This is a genomic window from Marinobacter salexigens (genome assembly GCF_002806945.1).
Lineage (GTDB): Bacteria > Pseudomonadota > Gammaproteobacteria > Pseudomonadales > Oleiphilaceae > Marinobacter > Marinobacter salexigens.
On sequence record NZ_NIHC01000001.1, the window covers coordinates 556,682 to 577,061 of the forward strand.

Genomic DNA, 20,380 nt, shown 5'->3' on the forward strand with positions numbered 1-20,380 from the left:
GTCGTCGCGCTGGGCTCATAAAGAAAGGGTTGGAACGCATGACGACATTATCTTTTACGCCCGAAAAACATCGGGCGGTTGCGGATTCCGGGCATCGTTTCGATGCTGACCGCCACTGGGTTGCGTCTTTAAATCTGGGGTTTGGCACCCGATCGGTCAGAGGCTCCAGCATTACCACCATGGTCAAAGCGCAGCACTTTGGCCCCCTGCGCGTGCAGCGGCCGTTTTATCCAGAGGGCCGCGACGGCTGCTGCCATGTGTACCTCCTGCACCCACCGGGTGGCATTGTCAGTGGTGACGCGCTCACTATTGATGTGAGTGTTGAGGCAGGTGCCCATACCCTGCTAACCACACCCGCTGCAAATAAACTCTACCGCGCGGACAGCCATGGTGTTGCCTGGAGCCAGCACACCCATCTCAAGGTTGTGGATGGTGGCGTGCTGGAATGGCTGCCTCAGGAAACCCTCGCGTTTGACGGTTCCAGAGGCCAGCAAACCTTCGCGATCGAGCTAGAGGGAAATGCCAAATGCCTGGGTTGGGAAATTCTCGGGCTTGGCCGGCCTGCCAGTGACCTTCCTTTTGCTAATGGCCACTTGGAACAGCGGTTTCAGGTGATGCGCGATGGCCGCCCCCTGTGGCTGGAACGACAGGCAATGGACCCAAACCATCGCCGCTTCACCGGCAAGTGGGGGCAGGGCGGTGCCACCGTGCACGCGACCCTTTGGGCGATAGGTCTGATCGACCCCGACGAAGCAATCGAGGCCCTGCGAGCGCATCTACCCGCGAACAGCCGCTGGGCGGCAACTTGTCGCCGTGGTGTGCTGCTGGTTCGCTATCTGGGCCAGGAGCGAAATGAAGTCTGGGCCTTGTTTCAGCAGGCGCGGGAAGTTCTGCGCCCCCGACTGACCGGCCATGAGGCCACGGTACCAAGGATTTGGTTGACCTGAATTTACACGCCAGCGCGTGAGCTTTGGTGATTATCAGTGCCTGTGCTTTTCAAAGGCTAGAAGGCATCAATGCACAACATCGACGACTACGGAGTTAGCGATGGAATTAGCACCAAGAGATAAAGACAAGCTGCTGCTTTTTACTGCAGGGTTGCTTGCTGAACGCCGTAAGGAAAAAGGGCTCAAGCTGAATTACCCGGAATCGGTAGCCTTGATCAGTTGCGCCATTATGGAAGGCGCCCGTGAGGGCCGCACGGTTGCAGACATGATGAGTGCCGGCCGCGAGATACTGACCCGGGACGACGTGATGGAAGGCGTTGCCGAGATGGTTCAGTCCGTTCAGGTTGAAGCAACCTTTCCCGACGGCACCAAGCTGGTCACTGTTCACAACCCCATTGTCTGAGGAGGCTCGCCATGATTCCTGGTGAATATCAGTTGAAGAGCGAAGACATTGAACTGTGTGTGGGGCGGGAGAGTATCACCATGAATGTCGCCAATACCGGCGACCGCCCGATACAGGTAGGTTCCCATTATCACTTTGCCGAAACCAACCCCGCTTTGCGCCTTGATCGTAAAAAAGCTTATGGCTATCGCCTGGCAATAGCTGCGGGTACAGCAATTCGCTTTGAGCCGGGTCAGGCCCGTGAAGTGACCTTGATACCCTATGTAGGTTTGCGCCACATCTATGGTTTTCGTGGTGAAGTTATGGGGCCGTTGGATAAGAACCCGAAAGAGGGAGCAAAATCATGAAGATATCCCGGCAAGCCTACTCGGATATGTACGGCCCTACGACCGGTGACCGCATTCGCCTTGGTGATACCGAGCTGTGGATCGAAATCGAACAGGACCACACCCATTACGGTGAAGAGGTGATGTTTGGCGGGGGCAAGGTTATCCGTGATGGCATGGGCCAAAGCCAGCGCTGCGATGACGCCGTTATGGACACTGTGATTACCAACGCCATCATCATCGATTGGTGGGGGATCGTTAAAGCAGATGTGGGTCTGAAAGACGGCCGCATTGCCGCCATTGGCAAAGCCGGTAACCCGGACACCCAGCCTGATATTGATATTGTTATCGGCGCGGGTACCGAAATCATTGCGGGCGAAGGTCAGATAGTTACCGCGGGAGCGGTTGATACCCACGTCCACTATATATGCCCGCAGCAGGTCGATGAGGCGCTGATGAGCGGCCTGACCACCATGATTGGCGGTGGTACCGGCCCTGCAACAGGCTCTGTGGCGACCACCCATACCCCCGGGCCTTGGCACCTGGGTAAAATGATGCAGGCCGTGGATGATTTGCCCATTAATATCGGGTTTCTTGGTAAGGGCAGCGCCAGTACGCCGGAAGCGCTGGAGCAACAGGTGAAGGCTGGAGCCATGAGCCTGAAAATCCATGAAGACTGGGGCGCCGCACCGGCTTCCATCAGTAACGCACTGGATGTGGCCGACCGCTTTGATATCCAGATTGCCATTCATGCCGATAGCCTCAACGAATCCGGTTTTGTTGAGGACACACTGGCGGCGTTCAAAGACCGGTGTATCCACACCTACCACACCGAAGGGGCTGGCGGTGGGCACGCGCCAGACATTATCGTGGCCTGCAGCCTGCCTAACGTTTTGCCATCGTCCACCAACCCGACCCGGCCCTATACCGTCAACACGGTGGATGAACACCTCGATATGTTGATGGAGTGTCACAATCTGGACCCCAATATCCCGGAGGATGTGGCGTTTGCCGATTCCCGTATCCGCCGTGAAACCATTGCGGCCGAAGATATCCTTCATGACATCGGCGTGATCTCAATGATCTCTTCAGATTCCCAGGCCATGGGGCGTATTGGCGAAGTCGTGTGCCGCACCTGGCAAACCGCCCACAAAATGCGCGTACAGCGCGGCCTGTTGCCGGAAGATCAGGAGCGTGGAACTGACAACTTCCGGGTGAAGCGTTACATCGCCAAATACACCATCAACCCGGCAATCACCCACGGCGTTGGCCATGAGGTTGGCTCAGTAGAGGTTGGTAAGCTGGCGGATCTGGTGTTGTGGAAGCCCGGTTTCTTTGGCGTTAAACCGTCCATCATTCTCAAAGGCGGGATGATCGCAGGGGCGGCCATGGGCGACCCCAATGCGGCTATCTCCACACCGCAACCGGTGCATTACCGGCGCATGTTTGGTGCCTTGGGCAGGGCAGCCGCGGCAACCCGGATGACCTTTGTCAGCCAGGCATCAATGAACACCGGGCTGGAGGAAAAACTGGGCCTGAAGAGCCCGCTTGTCGCCGTTAAAAATGTTCGGCAGATGCGTAAGAGCGATATGAAACTCAACAGCGCCTGCCCGGATCTGACCGTGGACCCGCAAACCTACGAGGTGCGCGCAGATGGCGAGTTGCTGACATGTGAGCCCTTGTCGGCATTGCCGCTGGCCCAGCGTTATCACCTGTTTTGAAACGCTTGCAAGGACATCAAAATGCTTGAGTTAACACAGAGGTTGGAAGCAGGTTCTGAAGGCGAGGTGCTGGATACCCTGACTTTGCCATACGAGCTGCGCATTCGTGGCCGCCTCAGGGCCGTAACCGATAATGGCCGGGATGTAGGCCTGTTCCTCGATCGTGGGCCGGTGTTACGCCACGGTGATCTTTTACGGGCCAGCAGTGGTGAGGTTATCCGTGTGCGTGCCGCTGATGAGTCAGTCACCACGGCCTACAGCGAAAGTGGATTGCCGCTGGCACGCTTGTGCTACCACCTGGGCAATCGCCACGTAACCCTGGCCTTGGGGGAAGATGCTGACGGACGCCAATGGGTGCGTTTTCCGCCGGACCATGTACTGGAGGAACTGGCGGAGCTTTTAGGTGCAAAGTTACAGCATCACGAGGCACCGTTTGACCCGGAGTCCGGGGCATATGCCCACGCAGGCCGTGAACAGGCCCACGGGCATTCCCATAGCCATAGCCACTCGCACGGCCATAGCCATGATCATTCTCATGCCCACGACGATGGACACAGCCATGCACACTGAGAGCGCGGCGGAAGCGATCAATGATATGGCACTGCTTGGTTTGATGCAGTTGGTTAGTCCGGCCCTGCCGATTGGTGCGTTCGCCTGGTCTCAGGGCCTGGAAAGCGCCTTTGAGCTGGGCTGGGTCACGAACGAACAGGAGCTTGGCGAGTGGCTTGAAGGCGTGCTGGATGATGGCCTTACCCGTTGCGAACTGCCGGTCCTGGTGCGCCTGCAAAACTGTTGGGCCAAGGCTGACAGCGAGGGCCTTGCGTACTGGAACGACTGGCTGCATGCCAACCGGGAAACCGCCGAGCTAAGTGATGAGGGCGCGCGATTGGGTTTGGCATTGGTGCGCCTGCTCACCAGCCTTGCGGTGCAGCCACAGACTGAGCAGGGCGATGCCCGGCTTCCGGAAGAGCCGGATTACGTCACGGTATTTGCCTGGACAGCGCACCAGCGGCGAGTGCCGGTGCGCCAAACCCTGCTCGGTTTTGCCTGGGGCTGGCTTGAAAATCAGCTGGCGGTGGCGTGCAAGGCCATGCCGCTTGGGCATACAGCAGCGCAGCGCCTGAGTGAGTTGCTTCGCCCGAAATTGGTGACGGCGGTTGAGGCTGCATTATTACTCACCGATGAACAAATGGGGCCCATTTTGCCGGGGCTCGCCTTGGCCAGTGCCCAACATGAAACCCAATATTCAAGACTATTCCGAAGCTGACGCTTCGAGTAAACAGAGGAAAAAATACCCATGACACATTGTTTACGAGTAGGCGTAGGGGGGCCGGTGGGTTCCGGTAAAACAGCCCTGTTGCGCCAACTGTGCAGCGCATTGAAAGATCACTACAACATAGCGGTAGTCACCAACGACATTTACACCCGTGAAGACGCCGACTTCCTGCTGAAGCACGATGCGCTGCCTGCTGACCGCATTCTTGGCGTGGAAACCGGAGGCTGCCCCCACACCGCTATCCGCGAAGATGCCTCCATGAATCTTGCGGCCATTGACGACTTGCAGGCTCGGCACCCGGGCCTGGAGCTTGTGCTGGTGGAGTCTGGCGGCGACAACCTGGCGGCCACCTTCAGCCCCGAATTGTCGGACCTGACGCTGTACGTTATCGACGTAGCTGCGGGCGATAAAATTCCCCGCAAAGGCGGCCCAGGCATTACCAAGTCAGATTTGTTGATCATCAACAAAATCGACATTGCCGAATACGTGCATGCGTCGCTGGATGTAATGGAACGGGATTCCAGGAAGATGAGAGGCGAACGCCCGTTTGTGTTTACCAATTTGTATGACGGTGTCGGCCTGGAAGAGATCATCAGCTTTATTCTGGAGCGGGGCATGTTGCCTGAACGTCGCCCCGAAAAACTGACTGATACCGCTTGATTGCACAGATGCCAGATATTCTAAATAGAAAGAACTGACGGAGAACGCTATGAACAAAATGACAAAATTGCTGATGACCCTTGGACTGATGTTGACCGCCAGCCTGGCCGCCGCTCATCCCGGCGAAATTGGGCACACCCACGGCGGTTTCCTTAGCGGCTTGCTACACCCGATGCTGGGCATTGACCATTTGTTGGCCATGGCGGCTATCGGTTTCTGGAGTATTCGCCAGAGCACCACCATGAAGCGTGGCGCGCCATTGTTTGTCGTGGGCGGTATGGTTGTGGGCGCAGCCATCGCATGGGGTGGCATAAGCCTGGCGGGTGTGGAAACCGGTATCGCCATGTCGGTGCTGCTGGCCGGCGTGCTGATTGCCACCATGGCAAAACTGCCGACGATTGTCGGTGGCACTCTGGTTGCTTTGTTCATGGTTGCCCACGGTTATGCCCATGGCGCTGAAATGGCGGCAGGCAGCAGCCTGGTGGCCTACATGGCTGGCTTTGTTGTTGCTACGCTGGCAATCACCTTCGCGGGCCGTGGCCTGGGAGTCCTGATGCTGAAGGCCGATAACCGTATTACCCGGGCACTGGGTGGTGTGGTTGCTGTGATAGGCGGCATGTTGGCAGCGGGCTGAGGGCTCTGAACAGAAAGACTGTTCTTTTTTAGACGCAGTAAAAAGCCCGCCGGGGGATTGTCCCCCGGCGGGCTTTTTGTTTGCCTGCCTTGGTCGCAGTTTTATGGGTTCTTGATGTAAGCGCCTTTGCGCAGGTAGAACCACCAGTTAACGATCAGGCACAGTGCGTAGAATACTGCAAATCCGTACATAGCCACTTCCGGAGTGCCTGCCTGGATCTGCTGGCCTAGCAGCTTGGGCGCAATAAAGGCACCGTAAGCAGCGATGGCACTGGTCCAGCCAAGTACTGGCCCCTTCTGCTGCTGGTTAAAGATGTAACCAATGCTGCGGAAGGTGGAACCGTTGCCGATGCCGCTGGCGGCGAACATCACAATGAACAGAATCAGGAACAGGGCGAAGTAGCTGTTGGGATCAGTGGAGTTGTAGGCCAGCATCATCACATAGCCAGTTGCCACAGATGCCACCACCATCACCACAGAAATGATCTGGGTAACGATAGAGCCGCCAAACTTGTCGGAAATCCAGCCACCTACCGGGCGAATCAGAGCGCCTACGAATGGTCCCATCCATGCCCAGGTCAGCGCGCTCGGGGCGTCCGGGTTAACAACGCGGGTGACGGTGCCGTCGGCAGCCACTTCCATCATGTTGCCAAAGATTACGCCGATAGACAGCGGCAGCGCAGCGGAGAAACCAATGAACGAGCCGAAGGTCAGGATGTACAGCACGGTCATGGACCAAGTGTGCTTGTTACTGAAAATGGCAAACTGATTCTTGATGTTAGGTTTGATGTCACCCGGGATCAGCCGGAGCAGAACTACAGTCAGCACAATGGTCAGCGGCAGTGCCAGCCACATATTCATAATACTGAGCGCCCAGACACCAACAATCGAGGTCAGAATGCCTACGCCGTACAGGCCCAGGATCTTACCGAAGGCTGAAGCCGGGTTGCCTGGGTTGGGGGTAACAACTTTCAGGTTGTTCATGCCGAACCAACTGGCAAATGCCAAGGGGATTAAAAACACCAACCAAATAAAGCCGGCGTTCTGGATCCAGGTGTCGGTACCGGCTTCAATCCGGCCAATCAGCGTGCCACTTGGGCTTTGCAGTTGCATGGGATCGCCTGCCAGAAACCCGAACATGCCAACGGTCATTACCAGCGGAATCAGGATCTGCATGGTGGTAACACCGAAGTTGCCCAGACCCGCATTCATGCCAAGGCCGTAACCCTGCTTGCTTTTGGGGTAGAAGGAACTGATGTTGCTCATGGAGCAGGCAAAGTTACCGCCACCGATACCGGAGAGCAGAGCCAAAGCCTGAAATACGATAAACGGTGTGCCTGGGTTCGTCAGAGCTATGCCAGTGCCTACCGCCGGGATCATTAACAAAGAGGTGGTCAGGAAAATGGTATTACGCCCACCAGCAATCTTGATCATGAACGACGCCGGTATACGCAGTGTGGCGCCAGACAGACCGGCAATGGCCGAGAGGGTGAAAAGCTGGTCTATGGTGAAATCAAAACCCAGGTTCTTCATCTGGGTGGTGATCATTCCCCACATCAGCCAGACAGCAAACCCCATCAGCAGGCTGGGGATGGATATCCACAGGTTGCGGGAGGCAATTCTTTTCCCTTCTTTTTCCCAGAATTCTTCGTTTTCGACATCCCAGTGTTCGATGTCGGCGTTGGTTTTAGCCATAACAATACTCCCTCGGTTAGCCTGCCCGGTTCCGCATTGGGCGCAGTTTTCGGGCTTCTTGACACCATTGTGCAAAGTCAACCGTCTATGCGTTCATGACATTTATCAAGGTAAGTTTTCGTGCAATTGGGTCGACTTTTGAGTATAGGTCAAGATGTGTGAGGGTGGGGTATTTTGATAATAAAAACAATGGATTGTGGAGGTGATATCACCAAGGAGGTAGGCGTGTCAGAGGTTGGCGCAGGAGAGGTAGCCACTCATTTCCGGCGGTATTGCCCATGTTTTGCAAGAGCGAGGAGCCGAAGGGTAACCCACAGATAGGCCAGTGCCCAAGCGCAGGCTGATAGCCATAGCAACGTTGATGCGCCGAAGGGAGATGCGCCTGCCATAAAGCGGCTAATGGCGGCGACAGCCATAAGGGTGGCAATAAGGAAAACCTCACTGGCAGGTGGTGGTTTTCGATGGCTTCTTTGCCAGGCAAGCCGAAGCATTACGCTGGTGGATAAGGTTCCCAGCCCACCAATCGTAATCAGGTGCAGTGCCGGCGCCGGTAGGCTGCCGTGTAGTAGCGATAGGCCTGCGGCCAGGGCACCAACTGCCAGCCATACATACCCTGAAGCCAAAACCAGCAAATCGGGACGTTCAGGGCAGAGCCAAAGTTTCCAGCGCAGTGTGCGAAGGGCTATCAGCGCAGAAGCCACTATCAATAGTATGCCAGTCAGTGGATCAGCTACAGGAAACGCTATGAGACATGTTGTGCAGCCCAGCATCAGAATTAACGACCCTTCAATCCGTGGCTGAACCCGCGCTTCCAGAGGTATGCCCTTTTTCTCCAGGGTGCCAGCAACCGCAGGGGCAATGATTCGCCCGCCCATGAAGGTCATGAGTAGCAACAGCCCGACAATGGCAGAATGCATAAGCAAGAATGGGCCAGGCAGCCATGGCGTGTAGGCCAGGCCGGCACCCGAAGAAAGCCAGAAGATAACCGCAAGCATGCAAATCAAAAAGATGAGCGGCCCGACCATTTTGTTTCGCCATTTTTTTGCAGCGCTGAAGCGGGGCACCACGTGCCAGGCAAGCAGTATGGCAAAGGCAGGGCTCAGAATCTGTGCTACCAGAAAGTTTGGTAACAGGATCCAGCTTATCCTGGCCGCCAGCCACAGCCCAAACAGCGGATAAAGCATTGCTGCAGGCTGTGGCCCAAGAGTGTAGCCGGCAATCAGGGCCAGTGCGAAGCCGAAAATCAGTTCATGGCCATGCCCGGCACCAACGAGACCGGCCGGCCAGCCCGTGCCCGACCAAACCGCCCAGACAGACAATGGAACAGCAAGTGCAGCAAGCAAACTCGCGGCTGGGAAAAACAGCCAGAAAGCCTGAGCTTTGGGTTGTCGCTTGTTGGTTGAATTGTTCAAGATCATCCCGGCTAATTGACGGTTTGGGGAAAGGCGCCTAAAAAGAATAAGTAAAAGCCATCATAATATTGCAAATGCTGTCCCGAGAGGCAACTCTGCCCCACTCGAGAGCAAGGAGGTTCACCATGAACGTTTCAAGCTTGTTTAAACTCCCGTTTTCCAGCAATGGGGGGTGGGCTGAACTTCAGGAAAGGCAGATCTCCATACCTGTTCTTGCCTGGTTTGTTGTTGTGCCCATGTCGCTCATACCACCGGTAATGCTCTACTACGCAGGCACTCACTATGGTGATGACTTTATTGCCGGTTTTGGAAGTAAGGAATGGCGTTTCATTACCACCATCCTCTTTCTTGCAGAGCTATTGACATTTTTTGTGATGGGCTGGCTGATTCATAGTGTGGTGGAAGGTCATAAACTGAAAATCAGTTATAACGACGCCTATTTGCTTGCGGCGATTGCACCTATACCTCTTTGGATATCTTCACTGGCACTACTGGTACCAGTGGTTATGTTTAGTGTTTTGGCAGTTATGGTTGCAATGGCGTTGTCCTGCACCCTTGTGTATCAGGGCATGAGGTCTTTGTGCCACCGTAGTCCGGGCGATGTCCTCAGCATGTCCGTTGCCTACACCGTAATGGCAGCATCCCTGCTGGCATGGGGAGTATTGATGGCGCTGGTTTGGGCGTATTGATTCAGCCGCTAAAAATCAATTGGCCTGTGGGGCTGTAAAAAGCCCCGCGTGGTCAACGAACTTTCCCCGTGCGCCATTTACCATTGCTTGCTTTATGCTGTCAGGAATCGGCATTTTCTCGACGTTTTTCGGATTAACAGCAACCCCGATCAGTTCGCCCTTGGCAAGGAACTGCCCGGTCTTTGCATTTCGAAACTCTGTGGTCAGCTCAAACGAGGTGTTGCCCACATGAGTAACATTGACGGATATTTCCAGAGTGTCTCGATAGCGAGCCGGCGCCTTCCACTCAATAGTCAGCTTGACTACCTGGTAGTCAAAGCTGGCCTCCAGATCTGGCAACTCAGCGCCCACAATGTACAAGAACTCAGTGGCTGCCAGTTCAATGTAATCCCCGTAGCGGGCATTGAAAACCACAAGCTGGGCATCGCATTCGCTATACCGAACCTGCATAAAATACCTGAATGGCTTCTCTTCGGAAGACTTTTGCTCAGAGGTCTCCGGTATTTTTGTCATTGGTGCTTTCCTTGTTCTTTAAAAGATGTGCTTACCAGGTATCGATCATGGGCCTGCGACGACCCTGCCTTGGCCCTGCTTTCTTCGCGGATTTGAGCCCCCGGATAATCCAGCTCCGGGTTTCCAGGGGATCAATCACCGCGTCAATCTCCAGCGAGACTGCCATGTTCAGGGCTTTGCCTTGCTCGTAGTGCTTGGCGACCAGTTTTTCAAAAAGCGCTTTTTGTGCAGTCTCGTCACCCGCCTTCGCAAGTTCATTCTTGTACCCCAGGCGAACCGCGCCTTCTAGCCCCATGCCGCCAAACTCCCCGGTGGGCCAGGCCACGGTGAAGAATGGATTGTGGAAGGAGCCAGCGGCCATACCCATGGCGCCGAGTCCATAGCCTTTGCGTAACACAATGGTGAAAACTGGAATCTGCAGGCTGGCGGCGGTGACAAACAGTCGGCTGGTGTGGCGAACCAGTCCGGATTTCTCGGCCTCTGGCCCGACCATGAAGCCCGGGGTATCGCACAAGCTCACCAGTGGAACATCGAAGGCATCGCACAGCTGCATGAAACGTGCGGCTTTGTCTGAACCATTGGCATCAATGGCACCGCCAAGGTGTCTTGGGTCGTTGGCAATGATGCCTACGGGCCGGCCTTCAATGCGGGCAAAGGCCGTGACCATGCCTGAGGCGAAGTCTGGCCTTAGCTCAAGGTAGCTGTCGGTATCGGCCAGGGTGCGAATCAATGCACGAATGTCGTAGGAGCGCAGCCGGTTTTCAGGAATGCTTGAACGTAACAGGCGCTGGTCGTCGCATTGCCAATCAGCGGTGGCACCCTGGAAATAGGACATGAGCTTGCGGGTTACCTGGGCGGCCTCTTGCTCATTCTCTACCAGACAATCCACTACACCGTTGGCCACCTGAACAGACATGGGGCCAACATCTTCTGGTGCGAATACGCCTAGACCTCCGCCTTCAATCATTGCCGGGCCTGCCATGCCCAAGCTGGCGTTGCGGGTGGCAATCACCAGGTCACTGGAGCCGGCGAACACCGCGTTCCCGGCAAAACAGCGGCCAGACACAATGGCAATGCGTGGTGCCAGAGCGCTTAATCTGGCGTATTGCAAAAAGCTGGGCGTGTGCAGGCCGGCGATCAGTGTTGCATCATCGGTATCACCGGGGCGGCCGCCGCCACCTTCTGTGAAGAAAATCACCGGCAGATGTTGCTCTTCCGCCACATGCAGAATTCGGTCGGTCTTCCGGTGGTTCATGGTGCCTTGGGTGCCGGCAAGTACGGTGTAGTCGTAAGCCAACACGGCGCAGCGAGCCTGTTCTTCGCTGTAGCTATCACCGTTCACCGCACCCACGCCCGTTACCAAACCATCGGCCGGTGTGGATTGCATCAGCTCCTCTGCTGATCGACGCTTGCGCTGGGCGGCAAAGGTGAGGGCGCCGTATTCCATGAAACTGCCGGGGTCGCAGATATTGGCCACGTTTTCCCGTGCCGACAGCATGCCCCGTTTGTGGCGCTTGGCCATAACTTCTGGGCGAGCTTCGTCCTGAGTCAACCGATGGCGCTCGAAGGATTCTGCCAGATCCGGGCGGACGTGGTTCAGATCGACCGTTTTCTCGGCTGTCTCTGTGTTTTGGGTTACCTCGCCAGGCTCGATATAGGCAATCGCCTGGCCTTCGCTCACGTAGTCACCATGTTCAAGTGGAAGGCTATGAACACTGCCTGCAACGGAGGCTTGTATCTCATGCTCCATTTTCATGGCTTCAATAATGGCGAGGGTTTGGCCTTTGTGTACGCTTTCCCCTACCGCCACCAGAGCTTTGATTAACTGCCCTTGCATGGGAGCCAAGGCAGCCTCTGTGCCTTCCGGAGCCTCTGTTCCGGGCTTGGCACTATCGGCTTTTTGTGTAGGTGCAGTGACGGAAAACAGGCGAGGGTGTTCCTGCTCGCATTTGGCTACCAGCGCCGCCATATGGTCATCCACATAACGGGTATACACGCTGTTATCCGCAACATCTGATTGGGACAACAAGGCCTGCAAGAAGCTGAGGTTGGTTCTGACGCCCTCAACCCTGAACTGGCACAGTGCCCGGTAGGCTTTTCTTACTGATTGGGCGTAATCCTGTGAGCGGCTGTGCACGATAACCTTGGCTAACAGGGAGTCGAAATTCGGGTTGGTGGTGTACCCGTTGTAGCCGTAGGTGTCGACCCGCACGCCCGGGCCGCTGGGTGGTTCGAATACACTCAGCGTGCCGCCGCTTGGGCGAGTGATTCCGCTGGTGTCCAGGGATTCCATATTAATACGGCACTGGATGGCAAAACCGCTTGGAGCAGGGATATCGGCTTGTTGTAGCTGAAGACTCTGGAGGCTGGCACCGCCAAGCACCGCAATTTGCGCCTGAACCAGATCAATCCCGGTGACTTCTTCAGTAATGGTGTGTTCTACCTGAAGTCTCGGGTTAGCTTCCATGAAGTAGAAATCGGAGCCGTTTGCGTCCACCAGAAACTCAAAGGTACCCAAACCTGCGTAGTTTACTTCCTGTGCCAGGCGTAAAGCCGCTTCCAGCAGTCGGTTCCGGGTGGCTTCGGACAGTGTCGGGCTGGGGGCAATTTCAATCAGCTTCTGGTTACGTCGCTGAAGGCTGCACTCCCGCTCCCATAGGTGTACGGCGTTACCCATGCCATCGCCCAAGACCTGAACTTCGATATGGCGGGCTCGCTCAATAAGCTGTTCAACATATAGATCGTCGTCGCCGAAAGCCGCTTTGGCTTCACGGGCGCAGGCGTGGAAATTGGCTTCAATATCATCGCCTGGATGGATAATGCGCATGCCCCGGCCACCGCCTCCAGATATGGCCTTAATCACAGCTGAGGCATCGCCGCTCTGGTTGGCAATGAATGCTTTCACCTCTTCGAGGGAGGTGCTGCCTTGGGTGCCGGGCGTAATGGGCACGCCACACCTCTGCGCAAGGTGCCGTGCTGCGGCCTTATCTCCAAGTTGTTCAAGGGTGCGGGCATCGGGGCCGATAAACGTGATGCCTTGTTGCGTACAGCTGCGAGCCAGTTCTGGATTCTCACTCAGAAAGCCGTACCCAGGGTGCAGGGCATCAGCACCTGCCTCAATCGCGGCTGCTATGACCGCATCGATATCCAGATAGGCTCGGGCACCTTTACCGGGGAGTTTTATAGCCTGATTCGCGTGTTGGATATGCAGGGATTCGCTATCGTCTTCCGAATAGACCGCAACAGATTCCAGCCCCATGTCTCCGGCGGCTCTGGCAATACGAATGGCGATTTCGCCGCGGTTGGCGATCAGTAGCTTGTTGAACTTCACTCATGCACCTTTTTGTTTTGTCTGCAGGTTTAAAAACTGGGTTTTAGATTTATTTCGCTAGCATGTCCGGCAAGGCCGTCCGGTTCGGGTAGGCTTTTGCGCCGCGGTTAATCAGGTCGAGGTAGGTTGTTGTCATAGTATTGCCCTCTTAACATTTCATATTCTAATTGTTGAAATCCCCGTGACGCCCTGCCCCTTCGGCAAACCGTTGGGCTCCTGCAATGGCCTCTTCGAACACGATGGGGTAGCCCTTCTTGCCTTCATTGCGCAGGGCGTCCGCCAAAGGTAGTTCCCATTGGCGATAAGCAGAGGCCCGGTCTGCCAGCATGCACTGCTGCGGGAATTCTGCGATCTGTCGGGCGAGGGCTTCGGCCGCTTCACGGCTTTCTCCATCTGGAACAATGCGATTCGCCAAGCCTATCTGTAAAGCCTCATCTGCCTTCACTGGACGCCCGGTCAGGATCATGTCCAAAGCGCGAGACTGGCCGACAACTCGGGGCAGGCGCACAGTGCCGCCATCAATCAAGGGAACGCCCCAGCGTCGGCAAAATACGCCAAATACGGCCGACTCTTCGGCTACCCGCAAATCACACAGCAGTGACAATTCAAGGCCACCTGCCACCGCGTAACCTGATACAGCCGCTATTACAGGTTTGCTTAATGCCATGCGGGTCGGACCCATTGGGCCGTCTTCCTCACCTTCGGAATCAATGTTGTTGCGGGTTTTCGGATCGTGCAGGGCTGTCAGGTCGGCGCCGGAACAGAAGGTGCCGTTTGCACCCCAAAGTACGGCGACACGTAAGTTCGGATCGGTCTCGAAATGCTCAAATGCCGCATAAAGCGCCTCGGCAGTTGGTCGGTCCACGGCATTTTTTTTACCAAGGCGATCCAGAACAATGGTGCAGATATGACCTTGTTCTTCGATCCGGACGGCGGAAGTGTGCACGCTGGAGCTTCCTTTTTGTTACAGTTATTGTTCTAGGGTGCCAATTTATGAAACATTACGCATTATGGGCAACGATATCAAACTCTATAGCAAGAATTCTGGTATCACTGGCAGCGAGTTGGCGATGGACCTGTTGGCGACACATCCAGCTCATGAGCTATCGACCGCTTCGCTGTGTAAGGCGGGAGCATTGGTGGGTCTTTCGGGCCAGAGCGTTCGTGTTGCGCTTACCCGCCTTCTACGAGAGGGTAAGGTCACAAGCCCCGCGCGAGGGTTATACGCATGGAACCCGGCGGGAAACAGTCTCTATCGTGATGTGGAAAACTGGATAGCCAAGGAGCACAGGAGCTCTTCCTGGCAGGGTGGCTGGGTTGGCGTGTTGGATACCGAGGTTGTTCGTCGTGATAAAGCCATTTGGCGAGCCCATGAGAGGGCGCTAAGACTGCGGGGGTTTGAGAGGTTGTTTGAGGGTTTAAGTGTGCGCCCGGATAACCTTGTTGGTGGCGTAGATGCACTCAGGTTGGATATGGATAGCTTGGGCCTTGCAGCCAGTGCCCATGTTTTTGAACTAGGGGCGTTCACGGACAAAGATGAGCAAGCGGCTCGGGAGCTCTGGAACCGCGACCAACTGGTCGCCAAATATGCAGGGTTATTAGCTCAGGTGACAGATTGCCTCGAACGCCTCGAGACTCTCCGGCCGAAAGAGGCAGCGGTAGAGTCACTGTTGTTCGGGCGGGCGGTCATTCGGGAGATTATCCGTGATCCGCTGCTGCCGGAAGAGTTGGTTCCAGCAGAGCAGCGGCTCAGGTTGATTAGCTTGATGCAGGATTATCAGGCAAGGGCCGTCAGAATCTGGATCGCTGTCATAGAGGCGTGAGATTCAGGTCCCGGTATAACTGTTGGAGCTCACTCCAGAGAAGGGAGGAAAAGAATAAACTCGGGAACTGCGATCAGGAATATCAGAACCAGGAAGTCCATGACCAAGAACCAGAATATGCCCCGAAAAATCGCCGAGGTAGTGACCAGATTGCCTACAACGCTTTTAATCACAAACACGTTCATGCCGATTGGCGGTGTTATCATGCCTATCTCCAGCAACTTTGTCAGTACTACACCGAACCAGAGTAGGTTAAGGCCGGCACTGTCGACGATTGGCAATATGATGGGAAGAGTCAGCAACATAGCTCCGATAGGCTCAAGGAACATGCCTAGAAACACGTAGATCAGAACGATTGCAAAAAGCAGCATGAAGTGGCCCGAGTTCAGACTTATTATCAGTTCGGATAAATAATCTCCCGCCCCGGATAGCGCCAGAAATCGAGTAAGCAGGCTGGCACCAACCGCGATAATGATAAGAGCCCCGGTTGTCATCAGCGTCTCAAGAATCGCGTTGCGAAAACGCGTCCAGTTGAGACTGCGCTTAAGTGCAGCCACTACGAGTGAAAGAAAAGCGCCGACAGCACCCGCCTCGGTAGCAGTGAAGATGCCGCCGAACAAACCGCTGAATATACCAATCATAATCAGCAATACAGGCCAAGTGTCCTTCAGTGCGCGGATTTTCTCGACGGTGGGAATGACTTCATTCGTATCGGGTGCGAGCGAAGGGTTTAGCTTTACTCGTATCAGAATCACAACGACATAGCCGATAGCGGTCAGAATGCCTGCGCTGATGCCCCCAAGGAAAAGCCCTGTAATGGACTGCTGCGCGATAATACCGTAAAGGATCATAATTATTGAGGGTGGTATCAAAGCACCGATTGTACCCGCTACCGCAACCGTGCCCGTGGCCAGCTCAGGATGGTAGCGATGGCGAATCATTTCCGGAACAGCGATCCTGCCCATAGCCGCTGAGCAAGCGACGGACGACCCGGAAACCGCGGCAAAGCCTGCAGAGCCGAACACTGCTGCAATTGCCAGCCCTCCGGGCACACCTGATAGCCACATTCGAGCAGCGCGAAACATCCCCTGTGTGAGCTGGGTGTGGTAGCAAACAAACCCCAGCAATAAAAACATCGGTACAGAGCTTAATACCCAGTTCGAGGCGAACTGGTAAGGAATTATGCCGAGGGAGCCCCAGGCAATTTTCCACCCCATCATGTACCAGAGCCCACCGAAGGAAACCCCGATTAAAGAGACCCCAATCGGAACTCTTAAAGCAAGAAGTGCAATTAATATCCCGAGTCCGGATAACCCAATTTGTACGTCAGACATTGTTATTTTTTCACCCCGTCATTAGCGTCCAGGTCGTCGGCTTGCGCTGTAAAAGTATCCAGTCCTGATTTTGTCCCCAGACAGGAACTTACCAGTTTGTAAAAAACCACCAGCGTCATAAGCCCGCAGCCAAGGGGCAACACGTAATAGGTGATCCAGATAGGAATGGCGTCGCTGCCTTGTACAACCGAAGCACCAAAACTCCTTTTTTTCTCTGCTTCTTCCCATGTGCGAACAGACAGCAGTGAAAAGACGACTGTCGACAAAAGGAAAGACAGGCGTTCCAGGTTACGCTGCATCCAAATTGGGAGTCGGGCGGTAATCACTTCGACTGAAATGTGAGCATTTTTCTGTTCAGCGAATGCCAGAGGAATGAATACCGCAATAACCATGTAGTAATAGGAAACAATGGAAATGGTGCCCGGAATGGGCGAGTTAAGAAGGTAGCGACTGGCAACGTCCAGAGTGATGTGTAACATCATTAACGCGATTGCTAGTCCACCGAGTACGGTCATCAAATTCGTGACCATAGATAAAAATCGACCAATACCGTACATGCTTGTCCCCACTACGCCCCCAGAGGGCCGGCTTGTTTTTATTGAGTTTGTGTGCGTCAGCATCGACTGTGGCAAGGAGATCATGGCCTTGCCAGCAATAGGTTAATTCAAGAATAAGCGCGGTGGGTCGGCGCAACATCGTCGTAACCGACGAATTCGAGAACTAAGGCCGTGCGGCAGGGAATATTGCTGAGGTTTCAGCATTCTGTGATAGGCTTTTGAGTTGCTATTCAAACGGTCAGAGTTGAACAGCTGCGCCCTAAGGGGCTGCTGAGTGAGTAGTTGGTATTCGATTTAACACCGGAGCTGTTAAGCGCTATGCCTGTTTCCCAAACGCCCAAGCGTTTTCTAATGGTTAGCAAACTCAACCCACCTGCTTCCAGGGCTGCTCAAGTTGAGCGCGCTGAGCTGTGCCAAAAAATATTGTCCGCTTCTGCGGCTAAGCTGATAGTCGTTCGTGCTTCTGCAGGGTTTGGCAAAACCACTGCAATGACCCAGAGCATGTCTCGGATGAACAGCGCCGGAATTGCTACGGCTTGGCTTACTATTGATGATGCCGATAATGACGTCTCACGATTTTTGTTTTGTCTCAACGCGTCAGTCTCACAGCTAACAGAAAATGAAGCCTACACGTTTAATGAAGAGCCCATTGAAAGCCAGACGGCCAGTGAGGCGGCTTTTAATATAGTGGCTCGACTGTCCGAAAAGCGATCTGCGTTTGCTCTATTCATTGATGATTTTGAGAAGGTTCATGAGCAATCTGTTCTTGGGCTTATTCGAGAAATAATCGAGCACTTGCCGGCAAGTGGGCAAATCATTATAGGCTCAAGGCACGTGCCGGAGCTGGGCCTTGGACGCCTGAGAGCGCGAGGACAACTGCTGGAAATCGATGTTTCTGAATTGCGTTTTTCAGTTGATGAGACTGCCGATTTTTTGGTGAACAGGCGTCAACTGGAATTGACGCAAGACGACCTAATCCATATTCATAATCGCTCGGAAGGCTGGGCAACCGCACTTTGGCTGGCTTCGTTGGCGCTTGAAGGTAATGCCAGTCCGCAGTCTTTCATTCATCGTTTTTCAGGTGAAAATGATGCTGTTGCAGACTATCTTGCACACGATGTACTTGAGCAGCAGCCTGATAAAATTAAGTCTTTTTTGTTGCGCACGAGCATTCTTCGCCATCTGACTCCGTCCTTGTGTAACGCTCTTGTGCCAGGATGTGATAGCGAAGCAATGCTGCGCCACCTGGATACTCGCAGCGCTTTTCTTGCGCCCATTGAACACGAGCAGCTAACTTACCGTTACCACAGTTTGTTTGCAGAGTTTTTACGCTCCGTACTGCACGCAAAGTACCCTTGTGAGGTGTCGGGTCTTCATTTAGCTGCATCACACTGGTACGAGAACTCAGGGCGCTTTGTTCCCGCAATTGATCATGCAATCGAGGGGCGTGCGTTTGATCGCGCAATGTTCTTGTTGGATGCGCATGCCGAGCGATTGTTATCGCAGGGGCGGATGAAGCTTCTCGCGCGCTGGCTGGGCGAACTTCCAGCAGATCAGCTCAGCAAGTATGAACTTCTCGAAATGATTTACATGTGGGCTGTCGGGTTTACTCGTGGCCCGGACGAGGCGCTTGAGATGCTTTCGAATACCAACTTGGAAGCTTCAGTGAATCCTGTAGTGAAATCACACATCCTAGCGTTCAAGCCTCTGATGATGGGCATGATGGACCGCTATGAGGAAGCCAGTGAACTAGGCCGCACTGACGACAACGAGCTCTCAGGTTTTGCTCCGTTTGCAGATATTGTCTCGATTAACTCTCGAGCGAATGTTTTTTCTGTCATGGGTAACTACGATCAGGCTCGCCAGCTCATTGACGGAGCCAGAGACGCCCAGTTTAGTCACTCGAGTTCTTTCAACTCTATGTACTCAGAATCTTTGGAAGGGTTGATTGACCTTCAGGAAGGGCGACAGAAACAAGCGGCTGCACGTTTTCGCTTGGCTGTCGGTGCGACAAGTTCGACTTATGACTTTAGCCATACCAGTGGGAATGCCTGGGCTGGCGTATTGCATGCAAACACGGTTTATGAGGCGAACGATCTAGAGCTGGCTGCCCGCTTATTGCACGTATACGGTCCGCTGGTGCGGGAGGCCGGGTTGCCGGACCATATGTTGATTAGCGATATTATGCTTTCGAGATTAGCGTTCAACTGCGGGGATGTTGACCGGGCATTTCAGGCTCTGACTGAACTGGAGCACATGGGTAGGATCAGAAAACTACCAAGGGTAGTCGCCACGGCCAGGCTTGAGCGTTCGCGGCTATTTTTGGCGCAGGGACGACCAGAAGCGGCAAAGCAGGAGCTTGACAGGGCGGGCAATGAGGAGCTTTGGCGGCGAGTCCGTAAACATAGGATGCCTGCAAACGATTTACAATATATGGAGATGGCCCGCCTGCGCTGGGAGGTGCTTGCCGGTGACCCTCAAGCTGCGCTCGCACCACTCGATATGGAAATAAAGGAAGCGCAAAACAGTTCGTTATACCGACGGGTGCTGAAATTGAAATTGTTCAAAGCCATTGCGCTGTATCGCTGTAATCGGCTGGAAGACTCGATCGAAGTGATGACCGAGATTATGCCAACCTGTTGCGCGGAGGGATACGTGCGTTTGTTTGTAGATGAAGGCGCTGCGGCAGGCATTGTGGTCAAACTTTACCATCAAACATTTCGGGAGGCAGGACGTCAGAGTGATCCGGTTTTTGTTAGCTATCTTGAGAATTTAATCGAGGCGTTTGGGCCAGCATTATTGTCGACCGCCGTATTGCCTGAAACAGACGAGCCGACCCTGAATGCTCTAACGCGAAAAGAAACCCGGGTTCTACAGCTATTGTCGGAAGGGTACTCAAACAGCGCTATGTCGGAAAAGCTGTTTGTGTCAGATAGTACCGTGCGTACTCATCTGCGAAACATAAACTCCAAACTGAACGCTTCCAGTCGAACTCAAGCCGTTGCCATTGCGCGGCGTTATGGGCTTATTTGACGTATGTGTCACTAACAGCGAGCCGCA

General features: G+C 54.5%; 18 protein-coding genes. 11 read left to right on the forward strand and 7 right to left on the reverse strand.

Annotated elements, in window-relative coordinates; all coding sequences use genetic code 11:
• Positions 1–38 precede the first annotated feature (38 nt).
• From CDH47_RS02595 to CDH47_RS02630, 8 genes are all read left to right on the forward strand, one after another.
• On the forward strand, positions 39–947 hold the full coding sequence (locus CDH47_RS02595; RefSeq protein WP_100638257.1) for an urease accessory protein UreD: 909 nt from the start codon (positions 39–41) through the stop codon (positions 945–947).
• Between the two features lie 100 nt (positions 948–1,047).
• Complete coding sequence (ureA, locus tag CDH47_RS02600) at positions 1,048–1,350, forward strand: urease subunit gamma (protein ID WP_100638258.1); 303 nt, start codon at positions 1,048–1,050, stop codon at positions 1,348–1,350.
• Between the two features lie 11 nt (positions 1,351–1,361).
• The gene (locus tag CDH47_RS02605) at positions 1,362–1,697 is read left to right on the forward strand and encodes an urease subunit beta (RefSeq protein ID WP_100638259.1); all 336 of its coding nucleotides are present in this window, start codon (positions 1,362–1,364) and stop codon (positions 1,695–1,697) included.
• Positions 1,694–3,397, forward strand: a complete 1,704-nt coding sequence (ureC, locus tag CDH47_RS02610; RefSeq protein WP_100638260.1) for an urease subunit alpha — start codon at positions 1,694–1,696, stop codon at positions 3,395–3,397. The genes CDH47_RS02605 and ureC overlap by 4 nt, the downstream gene beginning before the upstream one ends.
• A 21-nt stretch (positions 3,398–3,418) precedes the next feature.
• The gene (ureE, locus tag CDH47_RS02615) at positions 3,419–3,967 is read left to right on the forward strand and encodes an urease accessory protein UreE (protein ID WP_100638261.1); all 549 of its coding nucleotides are present in this window, start codon (positions 3,419–3,421) and stop codon (positions 3,965–3,967) included.
• Positions 3,957–4,664, forward strand: coding sequence for an urease accessory protein UreF (locus CDH47_RS02620; protein ID WP_193601567.1), 708 nt, complete (start codon positions 3,957–3,959; stop codon positions 4,662–4,664). Before ureE ends, CDH47_RS02620 begins: the two co-directional genes overlap by 11 nt.
• 30 nt (positions 4,665–4,694) lie before the next feature.
• The gene (ureG, locus tag CDH47_RS02625) at positions 4,695–5,333 is read left to right on the forward strand and encodes an urease accessory protein UreG (protein WP_100638263.1); all 639 of its coding nucleotides are present in this window, start codon (positions 4,695–4,697) and stop codon (positions 5,331–5,333) included.
• 49 nt (positions 5,334–5,382) lie between these two features.
• Positions 5,383–5,967 carry a HupE/UreJ family protein gene (locus CDH47_RS02630; RefSeq protein ID WP_100638264.1) on the forward strand — a complete coding sequence of 195 codons (585 nt, stop codon included), beginning with the start codon at positions 5,383–5,385 and terminating at the stop codon, positions 5,965–5,967.
• A gap of 101 nt (positions 5,968–6,068) precedes the next feature.
• Here the strand turns inward: CDH47_RS02630 and CDH47_RS02635 are convergent, their stop codons facing one another.
• Positions 6,069–7,661 (reverse strand): MFS transporter, encoded by a 1,593-nt coding sequence (locus CDH47_RS02635; protein ID WP_100638265.1) that lies wholly within the window; start codon positions 7,659–7,661, stop codon positions 6,069–6,071.
• 257 nt (positions 7,662–7,918) lie between these two features.
• Positions 7,919–9,073: an NnrS family protein gene (locus CDH47_RS02640; RefSeq protein WP_239985547.1), complete on the reverse strand. Its 1,155-nt coding sequence runs from the start codon at positions 9,071–9,073 to the stop codon at positions 7,919–7,921.
• A gap of 125 nt (positions 9,074–9,198) precedes the next feature.
• Here CDH47_RS02640 and CDH47_RS02645 point away from each other — a divergent pair, with 125 nt between their 5' ends.
• On the forward strand, positions 9,199–9,762 hold the full coding sequence (locus CDH47_RS02645; RefSeq protein ID WP_100638267.1) for a Yip1 family protein: 564 nt from the start codon (positions 9,199–9,201) through the stop codon (positions 9,760–9,762).
• A 15-nt stretch (positions 9,763–9,777) separates the two neighbouring features.
• Here the strand turns inward: CDH47_RS02645 and CDH47_RS02650 are convergent, their stop codons facing one another.
• The 3 genes from CDH47_RS02650 to CDH47_RS02660 all read right to left on the reverse strand — a co-directional run bounded on the left by CDH47_RS02650 (position 9,778) and on the right by CDH47_RS02660 (position 14,552).
• Positions 9,778–10,275, reverse strand: a complete 498-nt coding sequence (locus tag CDH47_RS02650) for an acyl-CoA thioesterase (protein ID WP_100638268.1) — start codon at positions 10,273–10,275, stop codon at positions 9,778–9,780.
• Between the two features lie 31 nt (positions 10,276–10,306).
• Positions 10,307–13,606: a carboxyl transferase domain-containing protein gene (locus tag CDH47_RS02655; RefSeq protein WP_100638269.1), complete on the reverse strand. Its 3,300-nt coding sequence runs from the start codon at positions 13,604–13,606 to the stop codon at positions 10,307–10,309.
• 163 nt (positions 13,607–13,769) lie between these two features.
• Positions 13,770–14,552 (reverse strand): crotonase/enoyl-CoA hydratase family protein, encoded by a 783-nt coding sequence (locus tag CDH47_RS02660; protein WP_100638270.1) that lies wholly within the window; start codon positions 14,550–14,552, stop codon positions 13,770–13,772.
• Between the two features lie 64 nt (positions 14,553–14,616).
• On the opposite strand from CDH47_RS02660, the gene CDH47_RS02665 reads away from it, so the two are divergent.
• Entirely contained in the window at positions 14,617–15,429 is an 813-nt protein-coding gene (locus CDH47_RS02665; RefSeq protein WP_100638271.1) for a PaaX family transcriptional regulator C-terminal domain-containing protein, read from the forward strand.
• 29 nt (positions 15,430–15,458) lie between these two features.
• Here CDH47_RS02665 and CDH47_RS02670 read toward each other — a convergent pair whose 3' ends face one another.
• Together CDH47_RS02670 and CDH47_RS02675 are read right to left on the reverse strand one after the other, a co-directional pair.
• Positions 15,459–16,763, reverse strand: coding sequence for a TRAP transporter large permease (locus CDH47_RS02670; RefSeq protein WP_100638272.1), 1,305 nt, complete (start codon positions 16,761–16,763; stop codon positions 15,459–15,461).
• 2 nt (positions 16,764–16,765) lie between these two features.
• The gene (locus CDH47_RS02675; protein ID WP_100638273.1) at positions 16,766–17,320 is read right to left on the reverse strand and encodes a TRAP transporter small permease; all 555 of its coding nucleotides are present in this window, start codon (positions 17,318–17,320) and stop codon (positions 16,766–16,768) included.
• 318 nt (positions 17,321–17,638) lie between these two features.
• On the opposite strand from CDH47_RS02675, the gene CDH47_RS02680 reads away from it, so the two are divergent.
• A complete protein-coding gene (locus CDH47_RS02680) occupies positions 17,639–20,353 on the forward strand; it encodes a winged helix-turn-helix domain-containing protein (protein WP_100638274.1) in 2,715 nt (904 codons plus the stop codon).
• Positions 20,354–20,380 lie beyond the last annotated feature (27 nt).